This window comes from Thermodesulfobacterium sp. TA1, assembly GCF_008630935.1.
GTDB lineage: Bacteria > Desulfobacterota > Thermodesulfobacteria > Thermodesulfobacteriales > Thermodesulfobacteriaceae > Thermodesulfobacterium.
Genome location: NZ_CP043908.1, coordinates 343,545 through 368,104, shown reverse-complemented (window position 1 = coordinate 368,104; position 24,560 = coordinate 343,545). Strand labels below are relative to the sequence as shown.

The 24,560-nt window shown below is 37.3% G+C and carries 28 protein-coding genes; 8 read left to right on the top strand and 20 right to left on the bottom strand.

The annotated features are described in order from the left end of the window. Positions 1–7: 7 nt before the first annotated feature. From alr to argH, 5 genes are all read right to left on the bottom strand, one after another. Positions 8–1,090 carry an alanine racemase gene (gene alr, locus F1847_RS01935; RefSeq protein ID WP_240702871.1) on the bottom strand — a complete coding sequence of 361 codons (1,083 nt, stop codon included), beginning with the start codon at positions 1,088–1,090 and terminating at the stop codon, positions 8–10. Between the two features lie 26 nt (positions 1,091–1,116). Continuing rightward, positions 1,117–1,935: an NAD(P)/FAD-dependent oxidoreductase gene (locus tag F1847_RS01930; RefSeq protein ID WP_168194234.1), complete on the bottom strand. Its 819-nt coding sequence runs from the start codon at positions 1,933–1,935 to the stop codon at positions 1,117–1,119. Positions 1,936–2,041: 106 nt separating this feature from the next. Continuing rightward, positions 2,042–2,230, bottom strand: coding sequence for a DNA gyrase inhibitor YacG (yacG, locus tag F1847_RS01925; protein ID WP_150071423.1), 189 nt, complete (start codon positions 2,228–2,230; stop codon positions 2,042–2,044). Between the two features lie 23 nt (positions 2,231–2,253). After that, positions 2,254–3,216: a universal stress protein gene (locus tag F1847_RS01920; RefSeq protein WP_150071422.1), complete on the bottom strand. Its 963-nt coding sequence runs from the start codon at positions 3,214–3,216 to the stop codon at positions 2,254–2,256. After that, a complete protein-coding gene (gene argH, locus F1847_RS01915) occupies positions 3,209–4,609 on the bottom strand; it encodes an argininosuccinate lyase (RefSeq protein ID WP_150071421.1) in 1,401 nt (466 codons plus the stop codon). Before argH ends, F1847_RS01920 begins: the two co-directional genes overlap by 8 nt. Positions 4,610–4,723: 114 nt before the next feature. Here argH and amrS point away from each other — a divergent pair, with 114 nt between their 5' ends. Next, a complete protein-coding gene (amrS, locus tag F1847_RS01910) occupies positions 4,724–5,740 on the top strand; it encodes an AmmeMemoRadiSam system radical SAM enzyme (protein WP_150071420.1) in 1,017 nt (338 codons plus the stop codon). On the opposite strand, the gene rlmN is transcribed toward amrS, so the two are convergent. The 10 genes from rlmN to fabZ form a co-directional block, all read right to left on the bottom strand. Further along, a complete protein-coding gene (gene rlmN / locus F1847_RS01905; protein ID WP_150071419.1) occupies positions 5,718–6,776 on the bottom strand; it encodes a 23S rRNA (adenine(2503)-C(2))-methyltransferase RlmN in 1,059 nt (352 codons plus the stop codon). The genes amrS and rlmN overlap by 23 nt on opposite strands. Before the next feature lie 3 nt (positions 6,777–6,779). Continuing rightward, positions 6,780–8,360: a phosphoglycerate dehydrogenase gene (gene serA, locus F1847_RS01900; RefSeq protein WP_150071418.1), complete on the bottom strand. Its 1,581-nt coding sequence runs from the start codon at positions 8,358–8,360 to the stop codon at positions 6,780–6,782. A 54-nt stretch (positions 8,361–8,414) separates the two neighbouring features. Continuing rightward, entirely contained in the window at positions 8,415–9,584 is a 1,170-nt protein-coding gene (locus F1847_RS01895) for an alanine--glyoxylate aminotransferase family protein (RefSeq protein ID WP_150071417.1), read from the bottom strand. Positions 9,585–9,650: 66 nt separating this feature from the next. After that, positions 9,651–10,121, bottom strand: a complete 471-nt coding sequence (gene greA / locus F1847_RS01890; protein WP_150071416.1) for a transcription elongation factor GreA — start codon at positions 10,119–10,121, stop codon at positions 9,651–9,653. Between the two features lie 70 nt (positions 10,122–10,191). Continuing rightward, on the bottom strand, positions 10,192–11,478 hold the full coding sequence (locus F1847_RS01885) for an IMP cyclohydrolase (protein WP_150071415.1): 1,287 nt from the start codon (positions 11,476–11,478) through the stop codon (positions 10,192–10,194). Between the two features lie 53 nt (positions 11,479–11,531). Further along, entirely contained in the window at positions 11,532–12,686 is a 1,155-nt protein-coding gene (lpxB, locus tag F1847_RS01880; protein ID WP_150071414.1) for a lipid-A-disaccharide synthase, read from the bottom strand. Then, positions 12,683–13,639, bottom strand: coding sequence for a Gfo/Idh/MocA family protein (locus tag F1847_RS01875; RefSeq protein WP_150071413.1), 957 nt, complete (start codon positions 13,637–13,639; stop codon positions 12,683–12,685). Before F1847_RS01875 ends, lpxB begins: the two co-directional genes overlap by 4 nt. Beyond that, a complete protein-coding gene (locus tag F1847_RS01870; RefSeq protein WP_150071412.1) occupies positions 13,626–14,450 on the bottom strand; it encodes an LpxI family protein in 825 nt (274 codons plus the stop codon). The genes F1847_RS01875 and F1847_RS01870 overlap by 14 nt, the downstream gene beginning before the upstream one ends. A gap of 5 nt (positions 14,451–14,455) precedes the next feature. Continuing rightward, positions 14,456–15,265, bottom strand: a complete 810-nt coding sequence (gene lpxA, locus F1847_RS01865) for an acyl-ACP--UDP-N-acetylglucosamine O-acyltransferase (protein WP_150071411.1) — start codon at positions 15,263–15,265, stop codon at positions 14,456–14,458. Between the two features lie 5 nt (positions 15,266–15,270). Further along, positions 15,271–15,711 (bottom strand): 3-hydroxyacyl-ACP dehydratase FabZ, encoded by a 441-nt coding sequence (fabZ, locus tag F1847_RS01860; RefSeq protein WP_240702828.1) that lies wholly within the window; start codon positions 15,709–15,711, stop codon positions 15,271–15,273. 74 nt (positions 15,712–15,785) lie between these two features. On the opposite strand from fabZ, the gene F1847_RS01855 reads away from it, so the two are divergent. After that, a complete protein-coding gene (locus tag F1847_RS01855; RefSeq protein ID WP_150071409.1) occupies positions 15,786–16,247 on the top strand; it encodes an Lrp/AsnC family transcriptional regulator in 462 nt (153 codons plus the stop codon). 3 nt (positions 16,248–16,250) lie between these two features. On the opposite strand, the gene F1847_RS01850 is transcribed toward F1847_RS01855, so the two are convergent. Genes F1847_RS01850 through ilvD form a run of 4 tightly spaced genes read right to left on the bottom strand, consistent with a single transcriptional unit; the run spans position 16,251 to position 20,442 of the window. Further along, on the bottom strand, positions 16,251–17,267 hold the full coding sequence (locus F1847_RS01850; RefSeq protein WP_150071408.1) for an MlaD family protein: 1,017 nt from the start codon (positions 17,265–17,267) through the stop codon (positions 16,251–16,253). An 18-nt stretch (positions 17,268–17,285) separates the two neighbouring features. Beyond that, positions 17,286–18,014, bottom strand: a complete 729-nt coding sequence (locus tag F1847_RS01845; RefSeq protein WP_150071407.1) for an ABC transporter ATP-binding protein — start codon at positions 18,012–18,014, stop codon at positions 17,286–17,288. A gap of 8 nt (positions 18,015–18,022) precedes the next feature. Next, a complete protein-coding gene (locus F1847_RS01840; protein ID WP_150071406.1) occupies positions 18,023–18,790 on the bottom strand; it encodes an ABC transporter permease in 768 nt (255 codons plus the stop codon). Further along, positions 18,787–20,442, bottom strand: coding sequence for a dihydroxy-acid dehydratase (gene ilvD, locus F1847_RS01835; protein ID WP_150071405.1), 1,656 nt, complete (start codon positions 20,440–20,442; stop codon positions 18,787–18,789). Before ilvD ends, F1847_RS01840 begins: the two co-directional genes overlap by 4 nt. 110 nt (positions 20,443–20,552) lie before the next feature. On the opposite strand from ilvD, the gene F1847_RS01830 reads away from it, so the two are divergent. The 4 genes from F1847_RS01830 to moaC are packed head-to-tail and all read left to right on the top strand — an operon-like array spanning position 20,553 to position 22,722. Further along, positions 20,553–20,777 (top strand): NifU family protein, encoded by a 225-nt coding sequence (locus F1847_RS01830; protein ID WP_206202414.1) that lies wholly within the window; start codon positions 20,553–20,555, stop codon positions 20,775–20,777. Positions 20,778–20,816: 39 nt separating this feature from the next. Then, a complete protein-coding gene (gene rpoZ, locus F1847_RS01825) occupies positions 20,817–21,083 on the top strand; it encodes a DNA-directed RNA polymerase subunit omega (RefSeq protein ID WP_150071404.1) in 267 nt (88 codons plus the stop codon). An 8-nt stretch (positions 21,084–21,091) separates the two neighbouring features. Further along, the gene (gene dnaJ, locus F1847_RS01820) at positions 21,092–22,237 is read left to right on the top strand and encodes a molecular chaperone DnaJ (protein WP_150071403.1); all 1,146 of its coding nucleotides are present in this window, start codon (positions 21,092–21,094) and stop codon (positions 22,235–22,237) included. Further along, entirely contained in the window at positions 22,237–22,722 is a 486-nt protein-coding gene (gene moaC / locus F1847_RS01815; RefSeq protein ID WP_150071402.1) for a cyclic pyranopterin monophosphate synthase MoaC, read from the top strand. Before dnaJ ends, moaC begins: the two co-directional genes overlap by 1 nt. Before the next feature lie 25 nt (positions 22,723–22,747). Here moaC and F1847_RS01810 read toward each other — a convergent pair whose 3' ends face one another. Then, on the bottom strand, positions 22,748–23,947 hold the full coding sequence (locus tag F1847_RS01810) for an IS110 family transposase (RefSeq protein WP_150071129.1): 1,200 nt from the start codon (positions 23,945–23,947) through the stop codon (positions 22,748–22,750). Here F1847_RS01810 and F1847_RS01805 point away from each other — a divergent pair. Together F1847_RS01805 and dksA are read left to right on the top strand one after the other, a co-directional pair. Then, positions 23,903–24,160 carry a hypothetical protein gene (locus F1847_RS01805; protein ID WP_150071130.1) on the top strand — a complete coding sequence of 86 codons (258 nt, stop codon included), beginning with the start codon at positions 23,903–23,905 and terminating at the stop codon, positions 24,158–24,160. The two genes, F1847_RS01810 and F1847_RS01805, sit on opposite strands and share 45 nt — an antisense overlap. A 25-nt stretch (positions 24,161–24,185) precedes the next feature. After that, positions 24,186–24,548: an RNA polymerase-binding protein DksA gene (gene dksA, locus F1847_RS01800; RefSeq protein WP_150071401.1), complete on the top strand. Its 363-nt coding sequence runs from the start codon at positions 24,186–24,188 to the stop codon at positions 24,546–24,548. Positions 24,549–24,560: the final 12 nt, after the last annotated feature.

The following is a 24,560-nucleotide window of genomic DNA, read 5'->3' as shown; positions in this document are numbered from 1 at the left end:
CCTGTCCTTATCGATATTCTCTTGGTATAGCCCTTCCTAAACCACAAAGAAGCTCATAACAAATAGTTCCTCCAAGCATAGCCAGTTCCTCAGCAGGAACCTCTCGGTTGTCTCCACCAAGAAGTATAATCTCTTCTCCTATTTGAGGAGACTCAATCTCAGTTAAGTCAACATAAAGGGCTTTCATAGAAACTGTACCTACTACCTGCACCCTTCTGTCTCTAAAAAAGGCAAAACCTTTATTTCCAAGACTTCTTAAATATCCATCTCCGTAGCCTACCGGTACTATACCTAAAAGGGTATTCCTTTCTGCCTTAAACGTAGGACCATAGCCTGCATAATCTCCTTTTCGAAGTTTTTTTAACTCAACGATACGTGACCTTAAAGTCATCACAGGATATAATTTAATCTTCTCCTTAGCGGAAAGGTCTGGATACCCTCCATAAAGACTAATTCCTGGCCTTACTAAATTTCCCTTTTCAGATGAAAAAATAATCCCTCCTGAGTTTGCAAAATGCACATAAGAAGGAACAAGGTTTGCCTGATGTAAAATCTCTAAAGCCTTTTTAAAATTAGAAAGTTGCGATTGGGTAAGTTCTGAGTCTGGTTTTTCAGAACAAGCAAGATGAGTCATAATCCCTTCTAAATGTAAAAAACTGCTGTTTTTAATCTTATCTATCGTCTTCGTTAACTCTTCTTTACTTATTCCAAAACGATGCATTCCCGTATCTACTTTGAGATGAAAACTAATTTTTTTTTCGTTTTTTTTACCTAATTCCTCAAGCCATTCTAAGGCCTTAAAATTAGTAACCACCGGGGTTATCTCAAGGCGAAACATTTCTTCTAACCAGTCCTTTTCAAATCCAGAAAGGAGAAGTAAGGGGTGTTTAAAACCTGCCTTTCTTAAAAAATAAGCCTCTTGAGGTTCAGAAAGCCCGAAACCCCAAACACCTTCTTTAGCAAGGGTTTTAGCCACTTCTATAAGCCCATGCCCATAGGCATCATTTTTGATAACAGGAAGGACTTTAGTCCCTTCGGGTAAAAGCCCTTTTAAAGCTTTTAGGTTCTTTTTTAGATTTTCTAAAGAGATTTCTAATTTTTTATACCAAATAATTTTTATCCCTCCTTAGTTTTCTTTAATACTTCTTTCACGTAATCTGAGGCAGAAAGTCCTGCTACGCATCCCTCTCCTACTGCCTTAGCCAACTGAAGAGGCGGACCGGTAAGGTCTCCGCAGGCAAAAACCCCTTTAATGTTGGTTTGCATTTTTCTATCTACTTTGACATAGCTAAAGGTCTCTGGGTCAAGCTCAATACCTATAGGGGCGAGAAGCTCTATAGGGCCTTTTGCGCCTATCTCTATAAATATTCCGTCTAATTCTATTTGAGACCCATCTTCTAAAAAAATTCCTTTTACCTCTGTCTCTCCTACAATCTCTACCGGTTTTTTTTCTAAAACTTCTATCCCCACAGTCCTTAATTCAGAAAGTTCCCCTTCAGAAAAAGGCTTTAAACCGTAAAAATAAACTTTTTCAGCAAATTTTTTTAAAATCTTAGCTCCGTGGATGGCAGCACTACCATCTCCTAAAACCACAACTTTTTTCCCTTTATAAAACCAGGCATCACAGTCAGCACAATAAGAGAGCCCTTTACCTACAAACTTCTCTTCTTGTTTAAACACCTTCTTTTTTCTTTTCACTCCCATTGCAAGCACTAAAGAAAGAGCAGTAATCGTTTTTTCTTTTTCAGTAGTAAGCTTAAAACCTATTTCTAAGGGTTCTATAGCTACTAAATCCTCAAAAACTAGGTCTACGCCTACCTTTTTTATAGCCTTCAAACCTTCTTCAAGCAAAACCTTTCCGTCTATTTTTTCGGAAAAACCAAAGTAGTTTTCTATATGTGCCTGCCAAAGAGCACTTTCTTCCAACTTTCCCAATAAAACTACCTTATGTTTCCTTCTGCCGGAATGTAACCCTGCCTGTATTCAGCAGGGCCTATTCCGATAACGGCTATCTCATATTCATAGGCTAAACTCATGAGTTTTATTCCTCCTTTTTTACTTCATCTACATTTTTAGGTAGATTCTTTTCTAACCATTCTATTTCCTCTTTTATTTTATACTCCTCGTTTAGCCAGTTGTAAAGGTCTGCAAATTTACATTCCTTAGAACAAAAGGGGCGATAAGGATTATCCTTTAGGTTTGTTTTCTTTTTGCAGACAGGACATTTCATATGTTTTCCCGATAATATGAAGTTTATATAACCAACCAGACCGCACGGTCTTCAAAATAGGTAGCTACCTTATGACTTACCGAACCGAGGAATAACTTGGTTAGCCCTCCTCTTCCCCTTCTTCCAAGAACTATATTAGAATAGCCTTCTTTTTTAGCCATCTTGATGATTTCTCCTGCCGGGCCAAAAAGTCCTCTTTTCATGACCAGTTTTACCCTTTTATTGTCTAAACCATTTTCTACAAGAAGATTATTGGCTTTAACTAAAAAATCTTGGTATTCAGGATGGGTTATTTTTTTTAAAGCCTCAACAAAGGATCCTTCAAAAGTTTGATTAGATGAAAAAGGATAAAAAATATGAAAGAAAGTAATCTCAGCCTCTGGATGAAAAGAAAGGATAAAACTTACATAATCTACCACTTTTAAACCCATTTCCCCAAGGTCTAACCCTACTAAAAACTTTTTATTCCATTGTTCTCCTCTGATTAGCCACACCGGTATACAACATCTTTCAAGCAATCTATGGGTTACCCCTCCGATAAAATAAGTACTCAGTTTAGAAAGCCCCCTTCTTCCCACTACTATCGTATCAAAAAGATTTTCTCGAGCTACTCTTAAAATATCATCCGCCAGATGTCCTACACGAAACTGCACCTTAAATGAAACCTTTCCTTTTACGTATTTTTCCAAAGAATTAGCTACCTCTTTTAATTCTTTTTCTGCGTTAAGAAAAACCTCTCGAGCCCTTTTTTCTATTTCCTCTTCTTTTTTAAACTTTTTAATAAGACTAGTCTCCCACTGAAGAGAACCTATATCCGGATGTTCTATCAACTTAAGGATAGTTATGTCTATCTCTGTTTGATGAAAAACCTGTTTTAAATAAGATAAAGCACGATAGCTTGAAGGGCTTCCGTCATAACATAATAAAACATGAGGAATAATCTTGGAAAGGTCTTTTTTTTCTTCCGTTTTTTTTTCGTTAAACATGTAAACTTTCAGAAAGTTCTTTTTTAGCGGCTTCTATAACCTGCTTTACTACATTAAACCCTGTACCACCCCAGATTTCTCTTCTTTTTATGGCGTTTTCTATGGTAAGCCATTCATAAACGTCTTCTTCTATTTTATCAGAAAACTGTTTAAATTCATGAAGGGTTAAATTTTCTAAGTTTTTACCTTCTTTTTCAGCATAGTAAACTATTTGTCCGGTTATATGATGAGCCTTTCTAAAAGGAATGCCTTTATAAACTAAATAATCAGCCAATTCTGTAGCCAAAAGATATCCTTGAGGAAGATGTTTTTCTATGTTTTCTTTTTTTAAAACCAGCCCAGCAACCATCAAAGACATAAGCCTTAAACATTGCCAGGTAGTCTTAACAGCCCTAAAAACCGGAGGTTTATCTTCTTGCATGTCTCGGTTATAACTCAACGGAAGTCCTTTCATCAATCCCCAAACTTGGGTAAAAGCTGCCTCTACTGAGGAGGCCTTACCACGAATAAGCTCAGCTCCGTCAGGGTTTTTCTTTTGAGGCATAAGAGAACTTCCGGTGCAAAACCTATCAGGGAGGTCTATAAAAGAAAACTCAGGACTCATCCAAAGAATAATCTCCTCACACCAACGAGAAAGGTCTACCATAATAAGGCTCAATATAAAAAGAAGCTCTAAAGCAAAATCTCGAGAACTAACCGCGAAAACACTATTTCTGGTTGGCTCTAAAAATCCAAGCCTCTGAGAAAGCTTTTTTCGGTCTATCCTAAACGCACAACCAGCAAAAGCAGAACTCCCAAGAGGGCAGATTTTGAGACGCTTTTCGTAGTCTTCTAACCTTTGAAAATGGAGCCTCATCATTTCATAATAAGCCATTATCCAATGAGAAAAAAGAACCGGTTGGGCATGCTGAAGATGGGTAAATCCAGGCATTACTATTCCATAATACTCTTCTGCCTTGGCTACGATGGTCTCCATCAAACCTTTCAGCTCAACCTTTAATTCCTTTACTCGGTCAACTAAATAAAGCCTAAAATCAGTTACCACCTGCTCGTTTCTACTTCTTCCTGTATGAAGTTTGTAAGCTACCTCCCCTATTTTTTCAAATAAAGCCTTTTCTATGTTCATATGTACGTCTTCATATTCTTTACGAAAAACAAACTTTCCGGACTTAAGTTCTTCCTCTATCTCAAGGAGACCTTTTTGGATGGCAAGAAATTCTCCTTCTGAAACCACGCCTGCCTCTTTCAAAGCTTCGGCATATGCAAGGCTTGCCTTTATTTCATACTGAGCTAATTCGTGATCAAAAGAAACAGACTCAGAAAACTCTTCAAAAAATTTATCAACCTCTTCTTGAAACCTTCCACCCCAAGGCTTTGTGTCTATCCCCTTCATAGCTTTTTCATTTTAACCTTTTTTTAAAAAATGAAAACTCTTTTTAAACGATCAAAAAATTCTTAGATTGAATTTTCTAAAAAAATTTTTATTTTAATATAGAAGGGATTAAAAATGAGACAAGCGCTTTTTTATAAAACTTTAACAGAAAAAAAAGTCCAATGTAATCTATGCAATCATCGATGTATAATACCTAAAAACGGTGTAGGTCTTTGTGGGGTTAGAAAAAACGAAGAAGGCATACTCTATTCTTTAGTTTACGGAAAAGTAATAGCTCAACATTTAGACCCCATAGAAAAAAAACCACTTTATCATTTTTTACCAAGAAGCTGGAGCTACTCTATCGCTACGGTAGGGTGTAATTTTAGGTGTACCTTTTGCCAAAACTTTGAAATTTCTCAATATCCTCATCTTTACGACGGTATCGCCGGAAAATTAACTTCCCCTAAGGAAGTAGTAGAAAGGGCTTTAAAAGAAGAAGCAAAAAGTATATCTTATACCTATACAGAGCCTACGGTTTTCTTTGAGTTTGCTTATGACTGTGCTAAATTAGCCTCTAAATATGGACTTAAAAACGTGTTTGTTTCTAACGGTTACATGAGCAAAGAAGCCATAGACTATATCAGTCCTTACTTACACGGAATAAACGTAGACCTAAAATCCTTTAGAGAAAATTTTTATCGCAAGCTTTGCAAGGCTAAACTTCAACCTGTGCTTGATAATTTAAAGTATCTAAAGAAAAAAGGTATTTGGGTAGAAATAACTACTCTTATCATACCAGGAGAAAATGACGACCCTTCTGAACTTAGAGACATGGCTATCTTTATAAAAACTGAACTTGATGAAAACACCCCGTGGCATCTCTCAAGGTTTTATCCCCAATACCAGATGCTTGACAAGGACTTTACCCCTATAGAAACCTTACAAAGGGCCTATGAAATAGGAAAAGAAGTAGGATTAAACTATGTATACATAGGTAATGTTCCAGGCAATCCTTATGAAAACACCTATTGTCCTAAATGTCAAACCCTTTTAATAGAACGAAGAAGTTTACGAGCTTTAAGGATTAACCTGCAAAACGATGGACTTTGCCCTGTCTGCGGATTTTCTATTGCAGGTATATGGCATTAGTCGATAGTCTTCTTTTTAACTGACCACAAGCTGCAGAAATCTCAAGGCCTTTACTTTTTCTTACGGTAGTAAGGATGGCATGGTCTAATAAAAACCGTTGAAACCTTTCTACCTGTTTTTCGTCTGGCCTTTCAAAAGGAAGTTCTGGATGAGGGTTATAAGGAATAAGGTTAATCTTAATAGGAAGTCCTTTAAAAAGTTTTACAAGTTCCTTAGCATGTTGAAGACTATCGTTTACATCTTTTAAAAGAATATATTCTATAGTAGTACGTCCGTTTTTTACTCTGGGGAAAGTTTTGATAACCTCTAACAGCTCTTTAAGAAGATATTTTTTAGCTACAGGAATAAGGTTCTTTCTTAATTCATCGTTAGGAGCATGGAGAGAAACCGCTAAAGCAGTCGGGAAATCGATGGCTAATTTTCGGATTTCCTTTACCAACCCTACCGTAGAAATGGTCAACCTCTTTTTGGAAAAATTAAACCCTAAAGGATGGGCCAGGATTTTTAAAACCTTTATCAGGTTTTCATAGTTAGCTAAAGGCTCACCCATTCCCATAAACACAATATTTCTTAAAGGTAAAACACTGCCTTTTTCTTTAAGATATAAACGTCCTATAACTACTTGAGCAAGTATCTCATACACCTCTAAATTTCTTTTAAAACCCCCTTTAGCAGTAAGACAAAACTTACAACCCATCGCACAGCCTACCTGGGTGGATACACAAAGAGTATAATGATCCCTTTCAGGAATAACCACAGTTTCGATGATTTCTCCGTCTCTTAGCCTTAAGGCAAATTTAGTTGTTCCTTCTGTATCTGAGATTTTTTCTATTACTTCTGGCAATTCTAAAGAAAAATGGGTAGAAAGCTTTGTCCTTAATCCCTTAGGGAGATTGGTCATCTGATCAAAATCTGTAGCCTCTCTACAGGTAATCCAATGAAAAATTTGTTCTGCACGATATTTAGGCTCATCAAGGCTTAAAATTAAAGTTTCAAGTTCTTCTAAGGTATAATTTCTTAAGTTTAATTTTTCCATTTTTTACAATTCTAAAGGTTTTACCAAATAAACCGTATTTAATTTTCTTAGTTCTTCTAAAGCCTCTATGGTGGGAGGTTGGTTTAAGCTAAGCAAAATAACGTTGGTTTGTTTCATCGGGTCTTGTCCTACATACATTCTCGCGATGTTAAGGTTGTGTTTACCTAATATGGTTCCAATCTGTCCTATAACCCCAGGCTTGTCTTCATTAAAAATATAAAGCATGTGGCCTTCAGGTAAAGCGTCTAACCTAAAACCGTTTATCTTAACTATACGAGGTTCTTTTTTACCAAAAAGGGTCCCTTCTACGATGGTAGTTCCTTCGGTATGAACTACCTTAAGGCTTATAAGGGATGTAAAGTCTTCTGCCATCTCTATCTTAGATTCTATAACTTTGATGTCCCTCTCTTTAGCCCTGATAAGGGCATTTACATAATTGACATCTTCTTTTAAAAAGGGATAAAGAAGTCCTTTTACCAGGGCTATGGTAACCGGTCTTATGTCTAAATTAGATATTTCACCTTTATAGCTTATCTCTATTTCCTTAATAGCCCCCTCAGTAATCTGAGAAGCTAAAAGACCCATCTTTTCTGCAAGAGTAAAGAGAGGGCCTATGACCTTTAAAGCCTCTGGACTAATCGAGGGCACATTGACCGCATTTCTAATTATGCCTTTTGTCAAGTAATCTGATACCTGTTTAGCTATCTCTACAGCTACTACCTTTTGGGCTTCAACAGTAGAAGCCCCAAGATGAGGGGTGCCTATAAAATTTTCTAAAGACAACAAAGGATGGTTAGGGTCTACAGGTTCTTTTTCAAAAACATCAAGGGCTGCACCGGCTACCTTACCAGAAACCATAGCCCTATACAAAGCTTCTTCGTCTACAATACCACCTCTGGCGCAGTTAATAAGATAAACACCGTCTTTCATTAAAGCAAAGGCTTTATCATCCACTAAATGATAGGTTTCTTTGGTCAACGGGGTGTGAATAGTAATAAAATCTGCTCTTTTGAACAACTCTTCTAAACTGACCAACTCAATACCTTTTTTTTCTGCAGCTTCAGGGGTTACAAAAGGGTCATAGGCAATAACCTTCATTTTAAGCCCTAAAGCCCTTTCTGCTACGATTCCACCTATCCTTCCTAAACCAACGATGCCTAAGATTTTATTGTTTACCTCTATTCCTATAAACTTTTTTTTCTCCCATTTTCCTGCTTTAATAGAAGCTACTGCCTGTGGGATCTTTCTTGCTAAAGCAAAAAGAAGGGCTAAAGCATGTTCAGCTGCTGCCAAGCTGTTGCCTCCAGGCACATTCATTACCACTACTCCCTTTTCATTGGCTGCCTGAAGGTCTACGTTGTCAAGCCCTGTGCCTGCCCTACCTATGACCTTAAGCTTTTTAGCTTTATCTAAAACCTCTCTAGTTACCTTAGTAGCACTTCTTATAATAAGCCCGTCAACCTCAGCAATAAGGTTTAAAAGCTCTTCATAAGGTAGCCCAGGTTTATAAATAACTTCTAAACCTTGTTCTTCAAGAACTTTTATACCCTCTTCTGAAAGGGCGTCTGAAATAAGAACTTTCATCTTTCTTTTTCCTCCTTTAAAAACTTTAATTTTAAAATTAAAAACCTTTTTGTTTTAAGCCTGAAAATATTTTTGTCTTAAATGTTCAAAAATAACTTGTTCAGATGCTTTAACCCCAACACCTAATTCTACCTGATACCCAAAAAGATTTAGCCCTACCTCTAAGGCAGAGATAGCTATAAGCAGGTCAAATAAGGACTGGTCTCCCATATGGGTTATTCTTATAATCTTTCCCTTTAAATGGTCCTGACCTCCTGCAAAAATAATCCCCAGTTTGTTCTTAAGAAAGTTTATTAGGTCTCCTGTTTTAACCCCTTCTGGAACCTCTATTACCGTTAAGGATTCAGAAGGCACCTCTGGGAAAATTTTAAGTCCTAAGGCTTTTACCGCCTCTCTACAAGCGGTAGCCTGTACGTGATAATGAGTAAAAAGCTCTTTAAGACCTATCTCTTTTATCCTCTGTAAAACTACCTGTAATCCCAAGAGAAGACTTACTGCTGGAGTAAAAGAGGTAGTATCCTTTTCATAGGCTTTTTTTTCCTTTTGTAAAGAAAAATAATATTTAGGTAAGGTTGACCTTTCTGAAAAACTTATGGCTTTATCAGAAAAAGCTATAAAAGAAAGTCCTGGAGGAAGGCTTAAAGCTTTTTGAGAACCAGTGATTACCACATCAAGTCCCCACTCATCCATAGGAAGGTCAAAAACCCCTAAACCAGTAATAGCATCAACCACTATCACCGTTTCTCTATCTTTGGTAAGTTGGGCAATTTCTCTTACAGGATGTTTAACCCCTGTAGAAGTTTCACAGGCTTGTAATAAAACACCTTTAACATTAGGATGCGAGTTTAAAACCTCTTCTACTTGTTCAGGTCTTACTGCTTTCCCCCAAGGTAATTCTATTACTATAGGATTAAGTCCATAAGTTTTAGCTAACTCAAACCAGCGCTGTCCAAACTTCCCTGCAGAAACCACCACTACCTTATCTCCTGGAGAAAAGAGGTTTAAAATAGCTGCTTCCATCGCACCGGTTCCAGAAGAAGCAAAAAAGTAAACATTGTTTTTGGTTTGAAAAAGATATTTTAAATTTTCTCTTATCTCTTTTAAAATCTCAGAAAATTCTGGAAGCCTATGATGGGTCATAGGCTGAGCCATCGTTAAAAGAGCTTTAGGAGGAACAGGAACAGGCCCAGGGGTAAAAAGATATTTTTTAGACAAAAAATCCATTTGAACCTCCCTTAAAGTTGTTTAAACACTATTTTATTAGTATTACATCAAAATACAAGAGAAAACTTAAATTTCTATGTCTAAAATTTCAAAATTTTTTATTCCAGAAGGAGTTTTTACCTGCACCTCATCTCCTATCTCTTTTCCTATAAGTGCTTTAGCTATAGGAGAGTTTACCGAGATGATACCCTTTGAAGGTTCGGTTTCATAAGGTCCTACTATCTTGTAAACCACTATTTCGTCAGTATCTAAGTTTAGAAGTTTAACCTTTACCCCAAACTGTACTCTTTCAGGTGTTTTAGTTAAAGGTGGGATCACTTCAGCATTAGCCAAAACCCCTGAAAGCTCTTGTATCCTACCTTCTATATGGGCCTGTCTTTCCTTAGCTGCCTCATATTCAGCATTTTCTGAAAGGTCTCCGTGTGCCCTTGCCTCTTCTATGGCTTTAATTACCTTTCTCCTCTCTACTTTGATGAGGTGCTCAAGCTCTTTTTTTATTTTTTCTAAACCCTCAGGTGTAAAAGGTATTTTGTTCATGACAAATTCCTCCCCCTTTTCTTTTTTACTTAGTAAAATTAGTCTTGAAAACTCAAAAAAGAAAATTTACTTAGTGTCTGAAAGCCCTTTGTCCTGTAAATTTCATAGCAATCTGATATTCGTTACAAGCCTCTATAACCTCCCAGTCTCTTACTGAACCCCCTGGTTGTAAAATCGCAGTAACCCCTTGTTTAGCTACCACATCTACCGAATCCCTAAACGGCAAAAAACCGTCTGAAACCATGACTGCCCCAATCAAACCTGCCTTTTTTTGTTTAGTCTCTTCATCTATCTGTTCTTTTTGTTCTTTTGGACGCAAACCCTTATCAACTTCTAACTCTAATTGTTTGTACGGAATACCATATTTCTCATAACAAAGAAGGTCGGCAAACTTGGTGTACGCCTTAAAAATAGCTATTTCAGTACAGCCTACCCTATCTTGTTCTCCAGTTCCTATGGCTACCGTACATTCATCTTTTACGAAAAGCACCGAGTTAGAGGTAACCCCAAGTTCTACCGCCCAACCAAAAAGCATGTCTCTAACCTCTCTCTCATCAGGTTCCCTTAGGCATCTATATTCTATACCATCTTTTACCACTACCGCAGGCTTTAAATCTTCAGGACGGTTAATCTTATTACTCTGAGAAACTTGCACTATAAGACCACCATCTATCAGGCTTTTAAACTCTACTGTCTTATAATTTCGGTAATCCTGAAGTTTATCCATCCTTTTTATCCTTACAATCCTTAAAGACTTCTTAGCCTTTAAAACCTCTATTGCCCCATCTTCGTACTCTGGTGCTACCACTACTTCAAAATACTGAGAAGCTATCGCCTCAGCACAAGCCTTATCTACCGGTTTGTTTAACACCACCGCCCCACCAAAAGCTGCAATTCGGTCAGCTTTAAAGGCTCTTAAAAAGGCTTCCTCCAAACTACTGCCATAGGCTACTCCAGAGGGATTATTATGCTTTATGATAACACAACAAGGTTTTTCGTTAAGATACCTAATGATGTTTAAACCACTGTCTATATCCGTAAGATTGGTCTTACTAGGATGTTTCCCAAACTGAATAAAATCTTGTTCTTTTAAAGATGAAACCAACCCTAAGTTAGGATGGATAAACTCGCATTCTCCAAGCACCAAATTACCGGCTACCAATTCATAAAGAGCCGCTTCTTGGTCTGGATTTTCTCCATATCTTAAACCTCGCCTTTCCCAAACCCCTGGTTCAACCTCTATCTCCCAGGTTCTCTTTTTATATATTAAAGTTTGGTCCCCAAAAGTTATCCTTATCTCAGAAGGAAAATGGTCTGTAACTATCGTACGATACATCTTTTTCAAATCCTCAGCCATAGTTTACCCCCTAAAAAAATTAAAATAAATAATATAAAAACTTATCTAATTTGTCAAGAAACCCTTCGTTTTAAAGATATCAAATACCTTGCCATATCTTCAGCTATCCTCCAACTAGCCCCAGGAGGACCTATTTCTTTTTTTAAAACCGACAGATCTTCCTTTATTTTTTTCTGTTTATCTTGGTCTTTCAAAAGTTCAATCAAAGATTGGGCTATTACCTTTTCTTGCTCTTTAATCCCAACTATTTCCTGATAAACTTCTTTTCCCAATATAAGATTAGGAAGGCTGATAAAAGGCACCTTAACCAACCTTTTAGCCAAGGTTAACATCCAAGAAGGAAGAGAATAGGTTACTACAGCAGGGGTTCCGATAACCGCAGCCTCTAAGGTTATGGTTCCTGAAGCCAAAAGGGCTGCTGTTGAGTGTTTTAAAACCTCATACTGAGTATTTTCTATTACTTTTAATTCTTTCCTTGCGCCTTCCCAAATAAAGGAATCCTTTAATCCCAAAGCCTTAACCATTATCCCCTGAACTTCAGGTACTCTTTCTTTTACTATTTGATAAACCTTTAAGAAAAGGGGAACATGTCTTTGAATTTCCTTTTCTCTGCTTCCAGGAAAAAAACTTAAGATAGGTTTTTCTAAGTCTAAACCATAAATCTCAAAAAGCATCTCCTTAGATAGGTTAACCTTAATAAGGTCTAAAATAGGATGGCCTAAAAAAACAGTAGGTATCCCCTGAGAACTAAAAAATTCCTTTTCAAAAGGCAAAACCACATAAAGCCTGTCTACATACCTTTTTAAAACTTTAATCCTACTTTTATGCCAAGCCCAAACCTGTGGGGCTACATAATAGATAACCGGATATCCCATTTCTTTAGCTAATTTAGCTATCTTTAGGTTAAATCCAGGAAAATCTACCAAAACTACCACATCTACTAATTTTTTGGCTAAAAATTCCTTTATTTTTTTGTATACAAACCAGTATTTTTTAAGTTCAGATAGATTAGGAAGCCCTACTAAAGCTAAAGGCTCAGCAGAAAAAAGTATGTCTATTCCAAGACTTCTCATCTTAGGTCCACCTACACCTACGAACTGAAAAGCTGCATTGATCTCTTTTATCCTCTTGATTAAAAGAGAACCATATAAATCTCCAGATAATTCCCCGGTAAGGATAAAAATCCTACAAGAAGCCTCTGAAGTCATAGAAACCTTCTAAGGTTTTGGTCTACCTGGTCTCTTATCTTAAACGCTAACTCTAAAGATTTCAAACCGTCTTTTCCATTAGGAGAAAGAGGCCTTCCAGCTAACACCCCTTCTACAAAAGAAACAAGTTCCTCTCTTAAAGGGTCATCTTCAGGAAAACTCTTTTTTTCTTGTATATATTCTCGGGTGATAGGATTAACCTTTACATATAGGAAACTTTTTTCAAGGGTGTCAATCACTGAATAAGTTCCTTTTTCAAATATACGCAGTTTCCTTTGTCTGGTTAAAGACAAACGGCTGGCGGTAAGATTGCAAGTAGCGCCGTCATCGAAAACCAACCTAACGTTTACTATATCTGGAAGGTTGGTAAAAAAAGGCGCCCCTACCGCATGAATAAACTCAACCTTTCTACCAGGTTTTAACATAAGCACTAAATCTAAGTCATGAATCATCAAGTCTAAAACCACGTCTATGTCTAAATTCCTTTCAGTAAAAGGAGAAAGCCTGTGGGCTTCTATAAAAACCGGATTTTTTACCTTGGAAACCGCTTCTTTTACCGCCCCTTGAAACCTTTCTATATAACCTATCTGTAAAGGCACTCTTTTTTTCTCAGCAAGATTTACCAAATCTTCTGCTAATTTCAAATCATTAGTAATCGGTTTTTCCAAAAAAACCGCTTTTTCTTTTTCAATAAAGAATTTTGCTATTTCATAATGGGTAAAAGTAGGAGTAACTATAGCTACAGCATCTACCAACTGAACGATCTCTTGATAGTTAGAAAATACATTAGGACTTTTTCCTATTTCTCTTAATCTCTTAACCACTTCTTGAGCTTTTTTAGGGTTTATGTCTACTAAAGCTACTAAATCTGCCTTTTCTATTTGCGAAAGTTTTTCTGCATGGAACCTTCCTAAATGGCCTGTACCGATTACTCCTACCCTAAGTTTCTCCATTTTCTCCTCTATAGCCTATGATAACTATCCCATGTTTATCTGCAAGTTCTAAGGCTTTTTCTTGCTGAAGAAAAAAGGTTTTCTCTGCTTCTAAAGCTAAAACTTTAGCTTTAGCTTTTACAAGATTTTCTATAGTCTTAAACCCTACTACCGGAAGGTCCAACCTCAAGTCCTGTATGGGTTTAGCCACTTTAACCACGACCGTATCTTTTTTTAAGCTACCAGCCCTTAAAATGGTAGCGTCTGTGCCTTCCATAGCTTCCACAGCTACAGTCATCTTGTTTTTTACCACCACACACTGTCCTATATCTAAAGCCCCTATCTTTTTAGCTATAAAAAAACCGTATTTAATATCTTCCCATTCTTCTTCGTTAGGGATCCTTTTACTTAAAACTCCTTCTGGGGTCAAAAATTCTCCTAAGAACTCTGCAGGACCTCTTACCTTAAACCCTTCTTTTTCTAACTCTTCCACTACAGCCTTTAATATGGCGTTATCTTCTCTATTTTTAAGCCGCTTCCACAAAAAAAAAGCCTTTAGGTCTGGTATTCCTATCTTTAAAGCTTTACTTTTATCTATCTTTCCTAAGAAAACCAAGTCTCTTATCTGTTCTTTTCGAAAAACACTAATAAGTTTTCCCAACTGTCCTATCCCAATTTCTTCTACTTTATCTACCAAAGGAACAAGCTTTCCCTTTTGTTCTTTAGAAAAACAAACCGCTACCACTTCATATCCCTGTTTTTTTAAAGTGCGGGCTAAAATCAAAGGAAACTCACCTTCACCTGAGATAAGACCTATCGATCGGGTTTCCATAAGCCTTAAAAGGCCTCTTCGCCTTCGAAAGGTTTTCTCCGCATAATACCTTGACGCGAGGGGTTCTCTAAAAATTGGATAAGCTCCTTAACCACTGGGTCGTCATTAAAAATCTCTTTTAACTCGAGTGCCACTTCTTTAATAGTAGCAGGTGCGTCAAGGAAAAAACCTATGGCTTGAGAAATTTTTCTTATATCTTCTTTAGTAAACCCTGCCCTCCTTAAACCTACTAAATTTATTCCTTGTATCTTACCGGGCACCCCAAAAATCTTTACATAAGGAGGGACATCTTTATCGATACCTGTCATAGCACTTATAAAGGCATAAGAACCTATCCTGCAAAACTGATGTACCGCAGAAAAACCACCCATAACCACCCTATCACCTACCCTTACATGCCCTCCTAAGGTTGCAGCGTTTGCCATCACTACATAATTCCCTATCTTGCAGTCGTGGGCAATATGAACATAAGCCATTAAAAGACAATTATTTCCTATTCTGGTAATACCATCATCATACAAAGTTCCTCTATGGATGGTAACAAATTCCCTGATAACATTTCCATTTCCTATTTCTACCAAGGTTTCCTCGCCCTTATAACCTAAATGTTGAGGGTCAGTACCTATAACAGCCAAAGGACCTATAACGTTATTCTCGCCTATTGTGGTGTTTTTTTCTATATAAGAGTTAGCCTTGATAACCGTCCCTTTTCCTATAACAACTTTAGGACCAATATAAACATTAGGGCCTATTTCTACCCCTTCGTCTATTTCCGAAGAAGGGTCTACATAAGCGGTAGGATGGATTTTAGCCATGATGTTTAATCCTCCTCTTTTAAGCCTGCGATCAACTCTGCCTCGGCTACTACCTTATCACCCACCTTAGCCACGGCATAAGTTTTAATAATATGACCTTTTTTCTTAAAACCTTTAGCTTCTAAGATTAAAGTATCTCCTGGATATACCGGATGTCTAAATCTTACCTTATCAGCCCCTGCAAACACAAAAAGCCTATCTTTGTATTCCGGAAAAATCACCTTAAGTCCTGCAGCAGCCGCTTGAGCCATTGCCTCTAAAATTAAAACTCCCGGCATTATAGGATTCCCAGGAAAATGGCCTTGGAAGAAAGGCTCATTAATGGTTACGTTTTTCAAAACCTTTATATACTCTCCTTCCTTATCAAGTTCTAAAATTTTATCTATTAGTAAAAACGGATAACGATGAGGAAGGAAGCTAAAAATTTCTTTAGCCTTTATTTCCATCACTATCCTCCGTTGTAAGAATTAGTTTTTATATTATCATAGAAAAACAAATCTTAAAAGAAGGAAAAAATTAAATGGAAAAAAAGTTTTGTATTTCTCAAGAACAAGAAAAGGCTTTGCTGAACCTATTACAACAAGACTTTCCGATAGAAGAAAGACCTTTTCAAGGCTTGGCTCAAAAGTTAAATCTTTCAGAAAAAACAATCATAGAAGTTTTAATAAACTTACACAATAAGGGAATCATCAGACATTTTGGTGCCACGGTAAACTCGGTTAAATTAGGATATTTTACCTGCCTTTGTGCAGCCTCTATTCCTAAAGATAAAATAAACATAGCCTTTGAAATCGCTGAACTTCCAGAGGTTACCCATGCCTATCTTAGAGAACATAGACTAAACTTTTGGTTTACCGTAGTTACCCCTTCAGAAAGTAAATTTCAAGATTTAATAAACACTTTAACTCAAAAATATCTGATAGAAATCAAAACTTTTCCTGCAATAAAGAAATTTAAAGCTAAGGCAGTTTTTAACCTTTAATCCTTATTTCATCGCTGCCCCAGCTACCGTTCCCAACACACTAATAGGAACCTGTTCTTCCACTCCTTTCGCTGCTCTATTAACGCTTTTTAAAGTCTTTTTAGCTTCTACATAAAGAGAATCATCTTTTAAAAGTTTACCTAAAGTCCCTTCTCCCCTTTCTATCCTTGCGGTTATATCTTTTAGATTTCGAGATACTTCTTGTAAATCTTTATACAGGCTCTCATCATGCATTAGTTTCCCTAAGGTACCCTCTCCTCTTTCCAATTTTTTTGAAACCTTTTCTAAATTGGCTACCGTTTGGGTAAGACTTTTATAAAGTTGGTCGTCTTTAACCAATTTACCAAGGGTTCCTTGCCCACTTTCTATCTGTTTAGCGATTAACTTTAAATGCTCTGTCGTATCCTTAAGATTGGCATAAAGGCTATCGTCTGTAACCAGTTTACCCAAAGTTCCCTGTCCTTTTTCAATCTTAGAAGCAATACCCTTAAAACTTTCAGAGGCTTCTTTTATGTTAGCCACCAAAATTTTAAGATTTTGTTTTCCTTCTTCAGTACCTAAAAGTTCTTTCAACCCTTCTACTGTAGGTCCTAAGTTAGCCAACAAATCATCTACCGAAATCGCACTATGGGTATTAGCTATCATGCTTTGGGGTGCAAGATAGTTTTTTGAAAAACCTGGTTTTATCTCTACAAATTTATCCCCTAAAACCCCGTAAGTTTTTATGTAAGCCTCTGCGTCATCTTGCACTTTATACTTACTATAGATTAAAAGTTCTACCTTTGCCTTTCCTTCAGGGGTAAGCTCTATATTCCCTACCTTACCTATGTTTACTCCAGCCATCTCTATTTTAGCTCCTTTAGCCAGCCCTGAAACGTTTTCAAAAACTGCATAAAGTTTATAACTGTCTTTAGGGGTAAAAAACTCCTCCCCAAGCTTAAAGGTAAGATAAAAAAGGGCTAATATACCTATTAAAACAAAAAAACCCACCTTTATTTCTGTAGACCCTTTAGTTGTCATGTCTTCACCTCCTCTTTTCTATAACAACGCGCTTATTAAAAAGGTTTTAATAAACTCTTCTTCTGCCTGTTTTATCTCTTCGGGGGTTCCCATTTTTAGGATAACCCCTTGATGTAAAAAAGCAATATAGTCTGCAAACTTTAAAGCTAAAGCTACATCATGGCTTATAATCGCACAGGTAAGCTGATATTTTTCCTTTATTTCTTTTATCAGTTGTAAAATAGAAACCTGTAAAATAGGGTCAAGTCCGGTGGTAGGCTCATCAAAAAGGATGACTTTAGGTTTTAAGGCAAGGGTCCTGGCTAAAGCTGCTCTTTTTTTCATTCCTCCTGAAAGCTCAGACGGAAATTTGTTTTTTGAAGTAAGAAGTCCTACTGCCTCTAAAAGCTCATCCACTTGGGTATCTATTTCTTTAGGACTTAATTTAAAATGTTCCTTTAAAGGGAAAGCCACATTTTCGCCTACCGTCATAGAATCAAACAAAGCCCCTTCTTGAAACAAGAATCCTATGTTTTTTCTGACCTTTTGCAATTCTTTTTCAGAAAGCTTGGTTATATCTTGATTTTCAAACCAAATCTCTCCTGCATCAGGTTTAAGCAACCCTACTATATGCTTTAAAAGAACGCTTTTACCGGTTCCACTTTGTCCCATGATAAAGGTGATGCTGTTTTCAGGGATGGTAAGGTCTACCCCTTTTAAAACTTCAAACCCGTTAAAACTTTTTTTAAGACCTTTGATGACTATCATCTATACCTCTAAAAGAAAAGAGTGGTTAAGATATAATCCATCACCAGAATACCTACCGTAGAAACTACCACCGCTTCGGTTGTAGCCCTGCCAACCCCTTCAGCTCCTCCTCTTACATTATATCCCTTATACCCGCATACACTTACCAAAAAGGCCCCAAAAAAGATAGACTTTATGATACCACTCATGATGTCTTTAAACTCTACCATATCAACCATTCTGGCAGTAAGAAGCCCAGGGTCTATCTTTACCAAAAAAACCCCTACCACATATCCACCTAAAATACCGATTAAATCGGCTATTGCGGTAAGCAAAGGCAAAACCAAGATAGAAGCCCAAAGCCTTGGGCTAAGAAGATACTGAATAGGGTTAACCGCCATAATTTTAAGGGCATCAATCTGTTCGGTAATCCTCATACTTCCAAGCTCTGCACAGATAGCCGAACCAGCTCTGGCTACCACTACTATGGCGGTAAGCACAGGGCCTAACTCTCGAGTAAGGGTTAAGGCTACTGCTCCACCTAAGATACTTTGAGAACCTACTTTGGCAAGGGCAATGTTTACTTGATAAGCGGTTACCATCCCTGAAAAAAGAGCAGTAAGAAAAACCACCCAAAAAGATTTAACCCCTATAAACTCCATATGTTTAATCAAAAGTCTAAACCTAAAAGGAGGAATAAAAAAATAAACCAGACTTTTTAAAAAGAAGAGAAAAATTCCACCGGCATCTTCAACAACTTTTAAAAATCTTTTTCCCAGATACTGTAAAAAGTTCATTCTAAGATAGCTCCTTTTGCCCCTGATTGTACTAAACTTTGATATTTTTTCAATACTCCTTCTACTTTTTTCTGAAGTGGCTTCCATTTTTTCTTACGTTCTTCAAGCTCCTTTTCTGAAACTTTAAGCTCAAGCCTTCTCTCAGGGATGTCTATTTCTATCAAATCCCCATCCTTAACCAAAGCAATAGGACCTCCTTCGGCAGCCTCTGGGGAAACATGGCCTATACAAGCCCCTTGGGTTCCTCCGCTAAACCTACCGTCAGTAATAAGGGCTACAGAACCACCCAACCCCATCCCTACTATAGCTGAAGTAGGAGAAAGCATTTCTCTCATTCCAGGTCCACCCTTAGGACCTTCATATCTTATAACCACTACATCTCCTTTTTTGATTTTTCCTGCTAAAATGGCTTGATACGCCTCTTCTTCAGAATTAAACACTCTAGCAGGACCGGTGTGTTTTAACATTTCCGGCAAAACTGCACTAGTTTTTACCACCGCCCCTTCAGGGGCCAAATTACCATAAAGAATAGCAATTCCACCTTCTTTCTGATAGGGATTCTCTACCGACCTTATCACTTCTCTATCCAGGACCTCTACATCCTTTAAAAGCTGTTTTAAGGGCTTTCCAGAAACGTTTTTTACGTCTAAATGTATAATACCTAACTTAGAAAGCTCCTTTAAAACCGCAGGAATACCACCGGCAAAATGTAAATCTACTACACTGTGGTGCCCTGCTGGAATAAGCTTAGATAGAACCGGCGTTTTTTTAGAAATCTCATCAAAAACCTTTAAATCTAAATCTACTTTAGCCTCCTTTGCTATAGCCATAAGATGTAAAACTGTGTTGGTAGAACACCCAAGGGCCATATCTACCGCTATGGCATTTTCAAAAGATTTTTTGTTAATAAGTTTCCTGGGGGTAAGTCCTTTTTCTACCAATTCTATGATTTTTTTTCCTGTTTCTTTAGCTAAACGGATACGATCAGCAAACACCGCAGGTATAGTCCCGTTACCTGGTAAAGCTATCCCTATAGCCTCAGAAAGACAATTCATGGAGTTAGCGGTGAACATACCTGCACAAGAACCACAGGTAGGACAAGCACAGCTTTCAAGTTGTTTAAGTTCTTCTTCTGTCATCTCTTTTTTTTGAACCTTCCCAATAGCTTCAAAAACGGAAATAAGATTAACCTTATGCCCTTTATAAATCCCTGTAAGCATCGGACCACCTGCTATCATGATAGCAGGAATGTTTATCCTAAAAGCAGCCATCATCATACCAGGGGTTATTTTATCACAACTGGTAACAAGAACTAACCCATCAAAAGCATGGGCATGAGCCATGATTTCTATAGAATCTGCTATAATTTCTCTGCTGGGGAGAGAATATTTCATTCCTTCATGGTTCATCGCGATCCCATCGCAAACCCCTATCACTCCAAACTCAACAGGCACCCCTCCTGCTTCTCTTACACCTGCTTTAACCGCTTCTACTATCTGCCTGAGATGGATATGTCCTGGAATGATTTCATTAAAAGAATTAGCGATTCCTATAAGAGGTTTGTTTAGCTCTTCTTCAGTAAAACCTAAAGCTTTCAATAAAGACCTATGAGGAGCTCTTTCTATACCCTTTTTGATACGGTTGCTTCTCATCTTTTCCTCCACTTTTAAATAACGATATAAGTTATTTTATGAAATTAAATCTTGATGTCAAGAAAAAATGTATTAAATTTTAGAAAAACTTTTTCAGGAGGATTTTAGAAATGATTAAAGAAGCCGTAGAACAAGCTTTGGCTAAGGTAAGACCTATGTTGCAGGCTGATGGGGGAGATGTAGAATTGGTAGAGGTTACTCCAGAAGGAGTAGTTAAAGTAAGGCTAAAAGGCGCTTGTGGGTCTTGTCCTATGTCTACCATGACCCTAAAGATGGGTATCGAAAGATACCTTAAAAAAGAAGTCCCTGAGGTAACCGAGGTAGTAGCAGTTTAATTTTTTATACATCTTAATCTCAAAAGGGGTGAAAAAGGTATGGCAAGAGTTACGATAGAAGATTGTTTAAAAAAGGTACCAAGCAGGTTTAAATTGGTACATTTAGCTATAGAGCGGGTTAAACAACTAAAAGAAGGGGCTGAGCCGCTTTTACAAGCTGACAACAAAGAAATAGTATTATCGCTTAGGGAAATAGCCGCTGGGTTGGTTAATTTTGAAAACATAAAACAGCTTGGCAAAAAAGAAAAAACTACCTCACCTTATGAGCTTGCCGAGATTTTAAAGCAAAGAGGCTCTTCTAAATAAAGGATGAAATGTCTTACAAAGATTTTTACGAAATTTTAGGGGTTCCAAGAAACGCCTCTCAAGAAGAGATAAAACGGGCTTATAGAAGGCTTGCGCTTAAATATCACCCAGACAAAAATCCTGGTAACAAAGAGGCTGAAGAAAAGTTTAAAGAAATTTCTGAGGCTTATGAGGTTCTTTCTGACCCAGAAAAAAGAGCTATTTATGACACCTACGGTTATGCAGGGCTCAGTTCTTCAGGACATAGAAGGTTTGAAGACATAAACGATATCTTTAAGACTTTTTCTGACATTTTTGAAGACTTTTTTGGTTTTACCTTTGAAGAAAAAAGTCATACCAGACCCAGAGATGGGGCTGACCTTTCCTATGAAGTAGCGGTTGATTTAGAAGACCTCTTTTCAGAAAAAGAGGTTACGCTTGATATAGAAAAACTTGACCTATGCGATGATTGTGGAGGCTTAGGTTATAATCCAGAAAAGGGAATAAAGGTCTGTGAAACCTGTAAAGGTAAGGGTAAGGTAGTTTATACAGAAGGTTTTTTTAGGATAGCCTATGCCTGCCCAGATTGCAGAGGAAAAGGTTCAACTTATGTAGAGGCTTGTAAAAGGTGTAACGGTTCAGGCAGAGCATGGAAAAAAAAGCAGATAAAAGTGGTTATTCCTGCCGGGGTAGAGGATGGAACCATCCTTCGGATTTATGGAGAAGGAGAGGCTGGGCTTTATGGTGGTAGGCCAGGTGATCTCTATATAAGAGTAAAGGTTAAACCTCATCCTTTATTCTATCGTGAAAAGTCTAATCTTATAGGGATTTTAAAGGTAAATTTTATTTCTGCCATCTTAGGAGATGAAGTAGAAGTACCTTTTTTCCATGAAAAATTAACGGTTAAGGTTCCCCCTGGTTCCCAACCAGGGGATGAAATCGTGATAGAAGGTAAAGGCCTCCCTGACCCAAAAACCAAAAAAAGAGGAGACTTTATCCTTAAGCTACAAGTAGAGCTTCCTAACAAAGTTAAAGAAGAAACTAAAAACCTTCTTTACCAAATTGCAGAAAAAGAAAATATCGACCGTTCCACCAACAGATTAGAACCTTATCAAAAACAAGAAAAAAAGAAAAAGGAAAGCTTCTGGAAAAGGTTTATCTTTGGAAGTAAATAATGGCTGATTTTACTCACTTAGACCAAAAAGGTAATCTCTTCATGGTAGATGTTGGTGAAAAACCATATACCGAAAGGATAGCCATAGCTAAGGCTGAGGTAGTTTTTCCTGAAGAAGTTTATCCCAAGGTATTATCTCAAGACATACCTAAAGGAGACTTTTTGGCTTGTGCAAAAGTAGCAGGTATCTTAGCGGCAAAAAAAACCTCAGAACTTATCCCTCTTTGCCATCCTTTACCGATTACCAAAGTAGACCTACAATTTAAGTTTATCCCTGAAAAATTTTCTATTGAAATCGAAGGTATGGTGAAAACCGTAGGACAAACGGGAGTGGAAATGGAGGCTTTAACCGCAGTAAGCATAGCGGCTCTTACGATTTATGACATGTGTAAATCATTAGACAAACGCATAAAAATCACCAATGTTAGATTGGTTTATAAAACCGGAGGAAAAAGTGGAGAGGTAGTTTTAGAAAAATCTGTTTAAGGAGTCAACTATCAGAAAATAGGAATTAAACATGAGAGACCTCCAGAACAGGGAACTTAGAAAAAGCAGGATTAAAGAAAGTTTTTTTTCTACAAATTGCATAGATAACTCTTATAAGTTTGTTTACAACTGCTATCATAGCTTTCTTATAACTGCCAAAGTTTTTCTTCTTACGTATAAAATAGGATCTGAAGTAAAAATTCCATTTTACTACACCTACCGCCATCTGGAAAAGAACATTTCTGAGAAAGCTCGACCCTTGCTTAGATATGCTCATCTTAGCTTTATACTTACCAGATTGTTTTGTTACTGGGTCTGTGCCCGCAAACTTTATGAGCTTTTTGGCATTAGAAAATCTTTTTACGTCTCTGATTTCAGCCAAAAAGAGACTTGCAAGTTTAGAGGAAATACCTTTTATAGAGGAAATGAGCTTAATTTGTTCTTGCTGGTCTTCATCCATTTTCTCTACAAGCATCTCTTCAAGCTTTTTTATTCTTGGCTCAAGGAAAAAGAGTTTTTCGATGTAGATGATAAGAGTTTGAGAGAGATAAGGATTGTCAACCCCGATAGAGTTTTTAGCAAGGTTTATGACTTCATCGGGAGAAAAGGAAGGGGTTTTACCTTTAGGAACAGAGGATTTAATAATTTCGGAAATTTCATTTGGTTTAGCTTTTTTAAGGGTTTTAGCAGAGGGGAATTTAAGGAGTATGTTAAGGAAGGAGTGGGAGTAAATATTAAAGTGCTTTTCAGCTTCTGGGAAAAGAACAGTGAGGGCGTATTTGATTTGAGTTTTAGCTTCAGCAAGTTCATGTTTAAGTTTTTGGATAAGACGAGAAGCACTACGGAGTTCAGAGTTTTCAGGATAGGATTTAAGGAATTCAGGGTTATTAAGAGCGAAGAGTGCAAGGATTTTGGCATCTTTTGTGTCGTATTTAGAGGGGTTGTTAGCGGAGATAAATTCAAAGAATCTGTGGACGATTTTAGGGTTAAGGATGAAGGTTTGGATATCTTTTTCAACGAGGAAGCAGTAAAGGGGGATGTGGAACCTACCAGAGGATTCCATAACAACGATAGGGTCAGAGAGGGTTTTGAGAAGGTTAAAGAAATCAGAGAAGCCTTGAAGAGACATAGAGAGTTTGCCGGAGGAGAGGGTTTTAGCTTCATGGTTAAGGATGCAGAAGTGGAAGTTATCTTTAGAAATGTCAACACCGATGTAATGGGTCATGATGCTACCTCCTTTTTAAGATTTTTGTCCCTCACACCATCCTCCCGAGTAGCTGGGGCTTTGGTAGCCCAACCAACTTATCGGGTGTTGAGGGACAGAGGGACATACTCCTTAAGAGGCTCAAAGGCCTACCAAAAATGGAGTCCCTGTCCCTCTCTAACTTATAAGCTTTTGTTTTATTATACAAAACAAAATGTGTTAAACAAACCTTAACATAAAAATTGCAGGAGGAGTTTTAATGGATAAAGAAAAATTAGCCATGTTTAAAGAACTTTTGCTAAAACGTAGAGAAGAGATTTTAAAAGAGGTATTAGAAACTAAAAAAGAACTGGTAGAAGAATATGAACCTTTAGCAGATGCTATAGACCAGGCTACCCGTGAGAGCAACCTAGCTTTTGAACTAAGGTTAAGGGATAGGGAACAAAAACTGCTGAAAAAAATAGACAAAGCCTTAAAAAAAATAGAAGAGGGCACTTATGGTATATGCGAAGCCTGCGGAGATGAGATAGACGAAAAAAGGCTATTAGCAAGACCTGAGGCTACTCTTTGTATCGAATGTAAAAAAGCACAAGAAAGAATAGAAAAAATTAGAGGAGAGTAGAAAATTCAACCT

What these genes read in the sequence shown, in the direction of transcription:
- yacG (WP_150071423.1), bottom strand. Translation starts at nt 2,230, where the DNA reads ATGAAATGTCCTGTCTGCAAAAAGAAAACAAACCTAAAGGATAATCCT.
- F1847_RS01920 (WP_150071422.1), bottom strand. Translation starts at nt 3,216, where the DNA reads ATGTTTAACGAAAAAAAAACGGAAGAAAAAAAAGACCTTTCCAAGATT.
- argH (WP_150071421.1), bottom strand. Translation starts at nt 4,609, where the DNA reads ATGAAGGGGATAGACACAAAGCCTTGGGGTGGAAGGTTTCAAGAAGAG.
- amrS (WP_150071420.1), top strand. Translation starts at nt 4,724, where the DNA reads ATGAGACAAGCGCTTTTTTATAAAACTTTAACAGAAAAAAAAGTCCAA.
- rlmN (WP_150071419.1), bottom strand. Translation starts at nt 6,776, where the DNA reads ATGGAAAAATTAAACTTAAGAAATTATACCTTAGAAGAACTTGAAACT.
- serA (WP_150071418.1), bottom strand. Translation starts at nt 8,360, where the DNA reads ATGAAAGTTCTTATTTCAGACGCCCTTTCAGAAGAGGGTATAAAAGTT.
- F1847_RS01895 (WP_150071417.1), bottom strand. Translation starts at nt 9,584, where the DNA reads ATGGATTTTTTGTCTAAAAAATATCTTTTTACCCCTGGGCCTGTTCCT.
- greA (WP_150071416.1), bottom strand. Translation starts at nt 10,121, where the DNA reads ATGAACAAAATACCTTTTACACCTGAGGGTTTAGAAAAAATAAAAAAA.
- F1847_RS01885 (WP_150071415.1), bottom strand. Translation starts at nt 11,478, where the DNA reads ATGGCTGAGGATTTGAAAAAGATGTATCGTACGATAGTTACAGACCAT.
- lpxB (WP_150071414.1), bottom strand. Translation starts at nt 12,686, where the DNA reads ATGACTTCAGAGGCTTCTTGTAGGATTTTTATCCTTACCGGGGAATTA.
- F1847_RS01875 (WP_150071413.1), bottom strand. Translation starts at nt 13,639, where the DNA reads ATGGAGAAACTTAGGGTAGGAGTAATCGGTACAGGCCATTTAGGAAGG.
- F1847_RS01870 (WP_150071412.1), bottom strand. Translation starts at nt 14,450, where the DNA reads ATGGAAACCCGATCGATAGGTCTTATCTCAGGTGAAGGTGAGTTTCCT.
- lpxA (WP_150071411.1), bottom strand. Translation starts at nt 15,265, where the DNA reads ATGGCTAAAATCCATCCTACCGCTTATGTAGACCCTTCTTCGGAAATA.
- fabZ (WP_240702828.1), bottom strand. Translation starts at nt 15,711, where the DNA reads ATGGAAATAAAGGCTAAAGAAATTTTTAGCTTCCTTCCTCATCGTTAT.
- F1847_RS01855 (WP_150071409.1), top strand. Translation starts at nt 15,786, where the DNA reads ATGGAAAAAAAGTTTTGTATTTCTCAAGAACAAGAAAAGGCTTTGCTG.
- F1847_RS01850 (WP_150071408.1), bottom strand. Translation starts at nt 17,267, where the DNA reads ATGACAACTAAAGGGTCTACAGAAATAAAGGTGGGTTTTTTTGTTTTA.
- F1847_RS01845 (WP_150071407.1), bottom strand. Translation starts at nt 18,014, where the DNA reads ATGATAGTCATCAAAGGTCTTAAAAAAAGTTTTAACGGGTTTGAAGTT.
- F1847_RS01840 (WP_150071406.1), bottom strand. Translation starts at nt 18,790, where the DNA reads ATGAACTTTTTACAGTATCTGGGAAAAAGATTTTTAAAAGTTGTTGAA.
- ilvD (WP_150071405.1), bottom strand. Translation starts at nt 20,442, where the DNA reads ATGAGAAGCAACCGTATCAAAAAGGGTATAGAAAGAGCTCCTCATAGG.
- F1847_RS01830 (WP_206202414.1), top strand. Translation starts at nt 20,553, where the DNA reads ATGATTAAAGAAGCCGTAGAACAAGCTTTGGCTAAGGTAAGACCTATG.
- rpoZ (WP_150071404.1), top strand. Translation starts at nt 20,817, where the DNA reads ATGGCAAGAGTTACGATAGAAGATTGTTTAAAAAAGGTACCAAGCAGG.
- dnaJ (WP_150071403.1), top strand. Translation starts at nt 21,092, where the DNA reads ATGTCTTACAAAGATTTTTACGAAATTTTAGGGGTTCCAAGAAACGCC.
- moaC (WP_150071402.1), top strand. Translation starts at nt 22,237, where the DNA reads ATGGCTGATTTTACTCACTTAGACCAAAAAGGTAATCTCTTCATGGTA.
- F1847_RS01810 (WP_150071129.1), bottom strand. Translation starts at nt 23,947, where the DNA reads ATGACCCATTACATCGGTGTTGACATTTCTAAAGATAACTTCCACTTC.
- dksA (WP_150071401.1), top strand. Translation starts at nt 24,186, where the DNA reads ATGGATAAAGAAAAATTAGCCATGTTTAAAGAACTTTTGCTAAAACGT.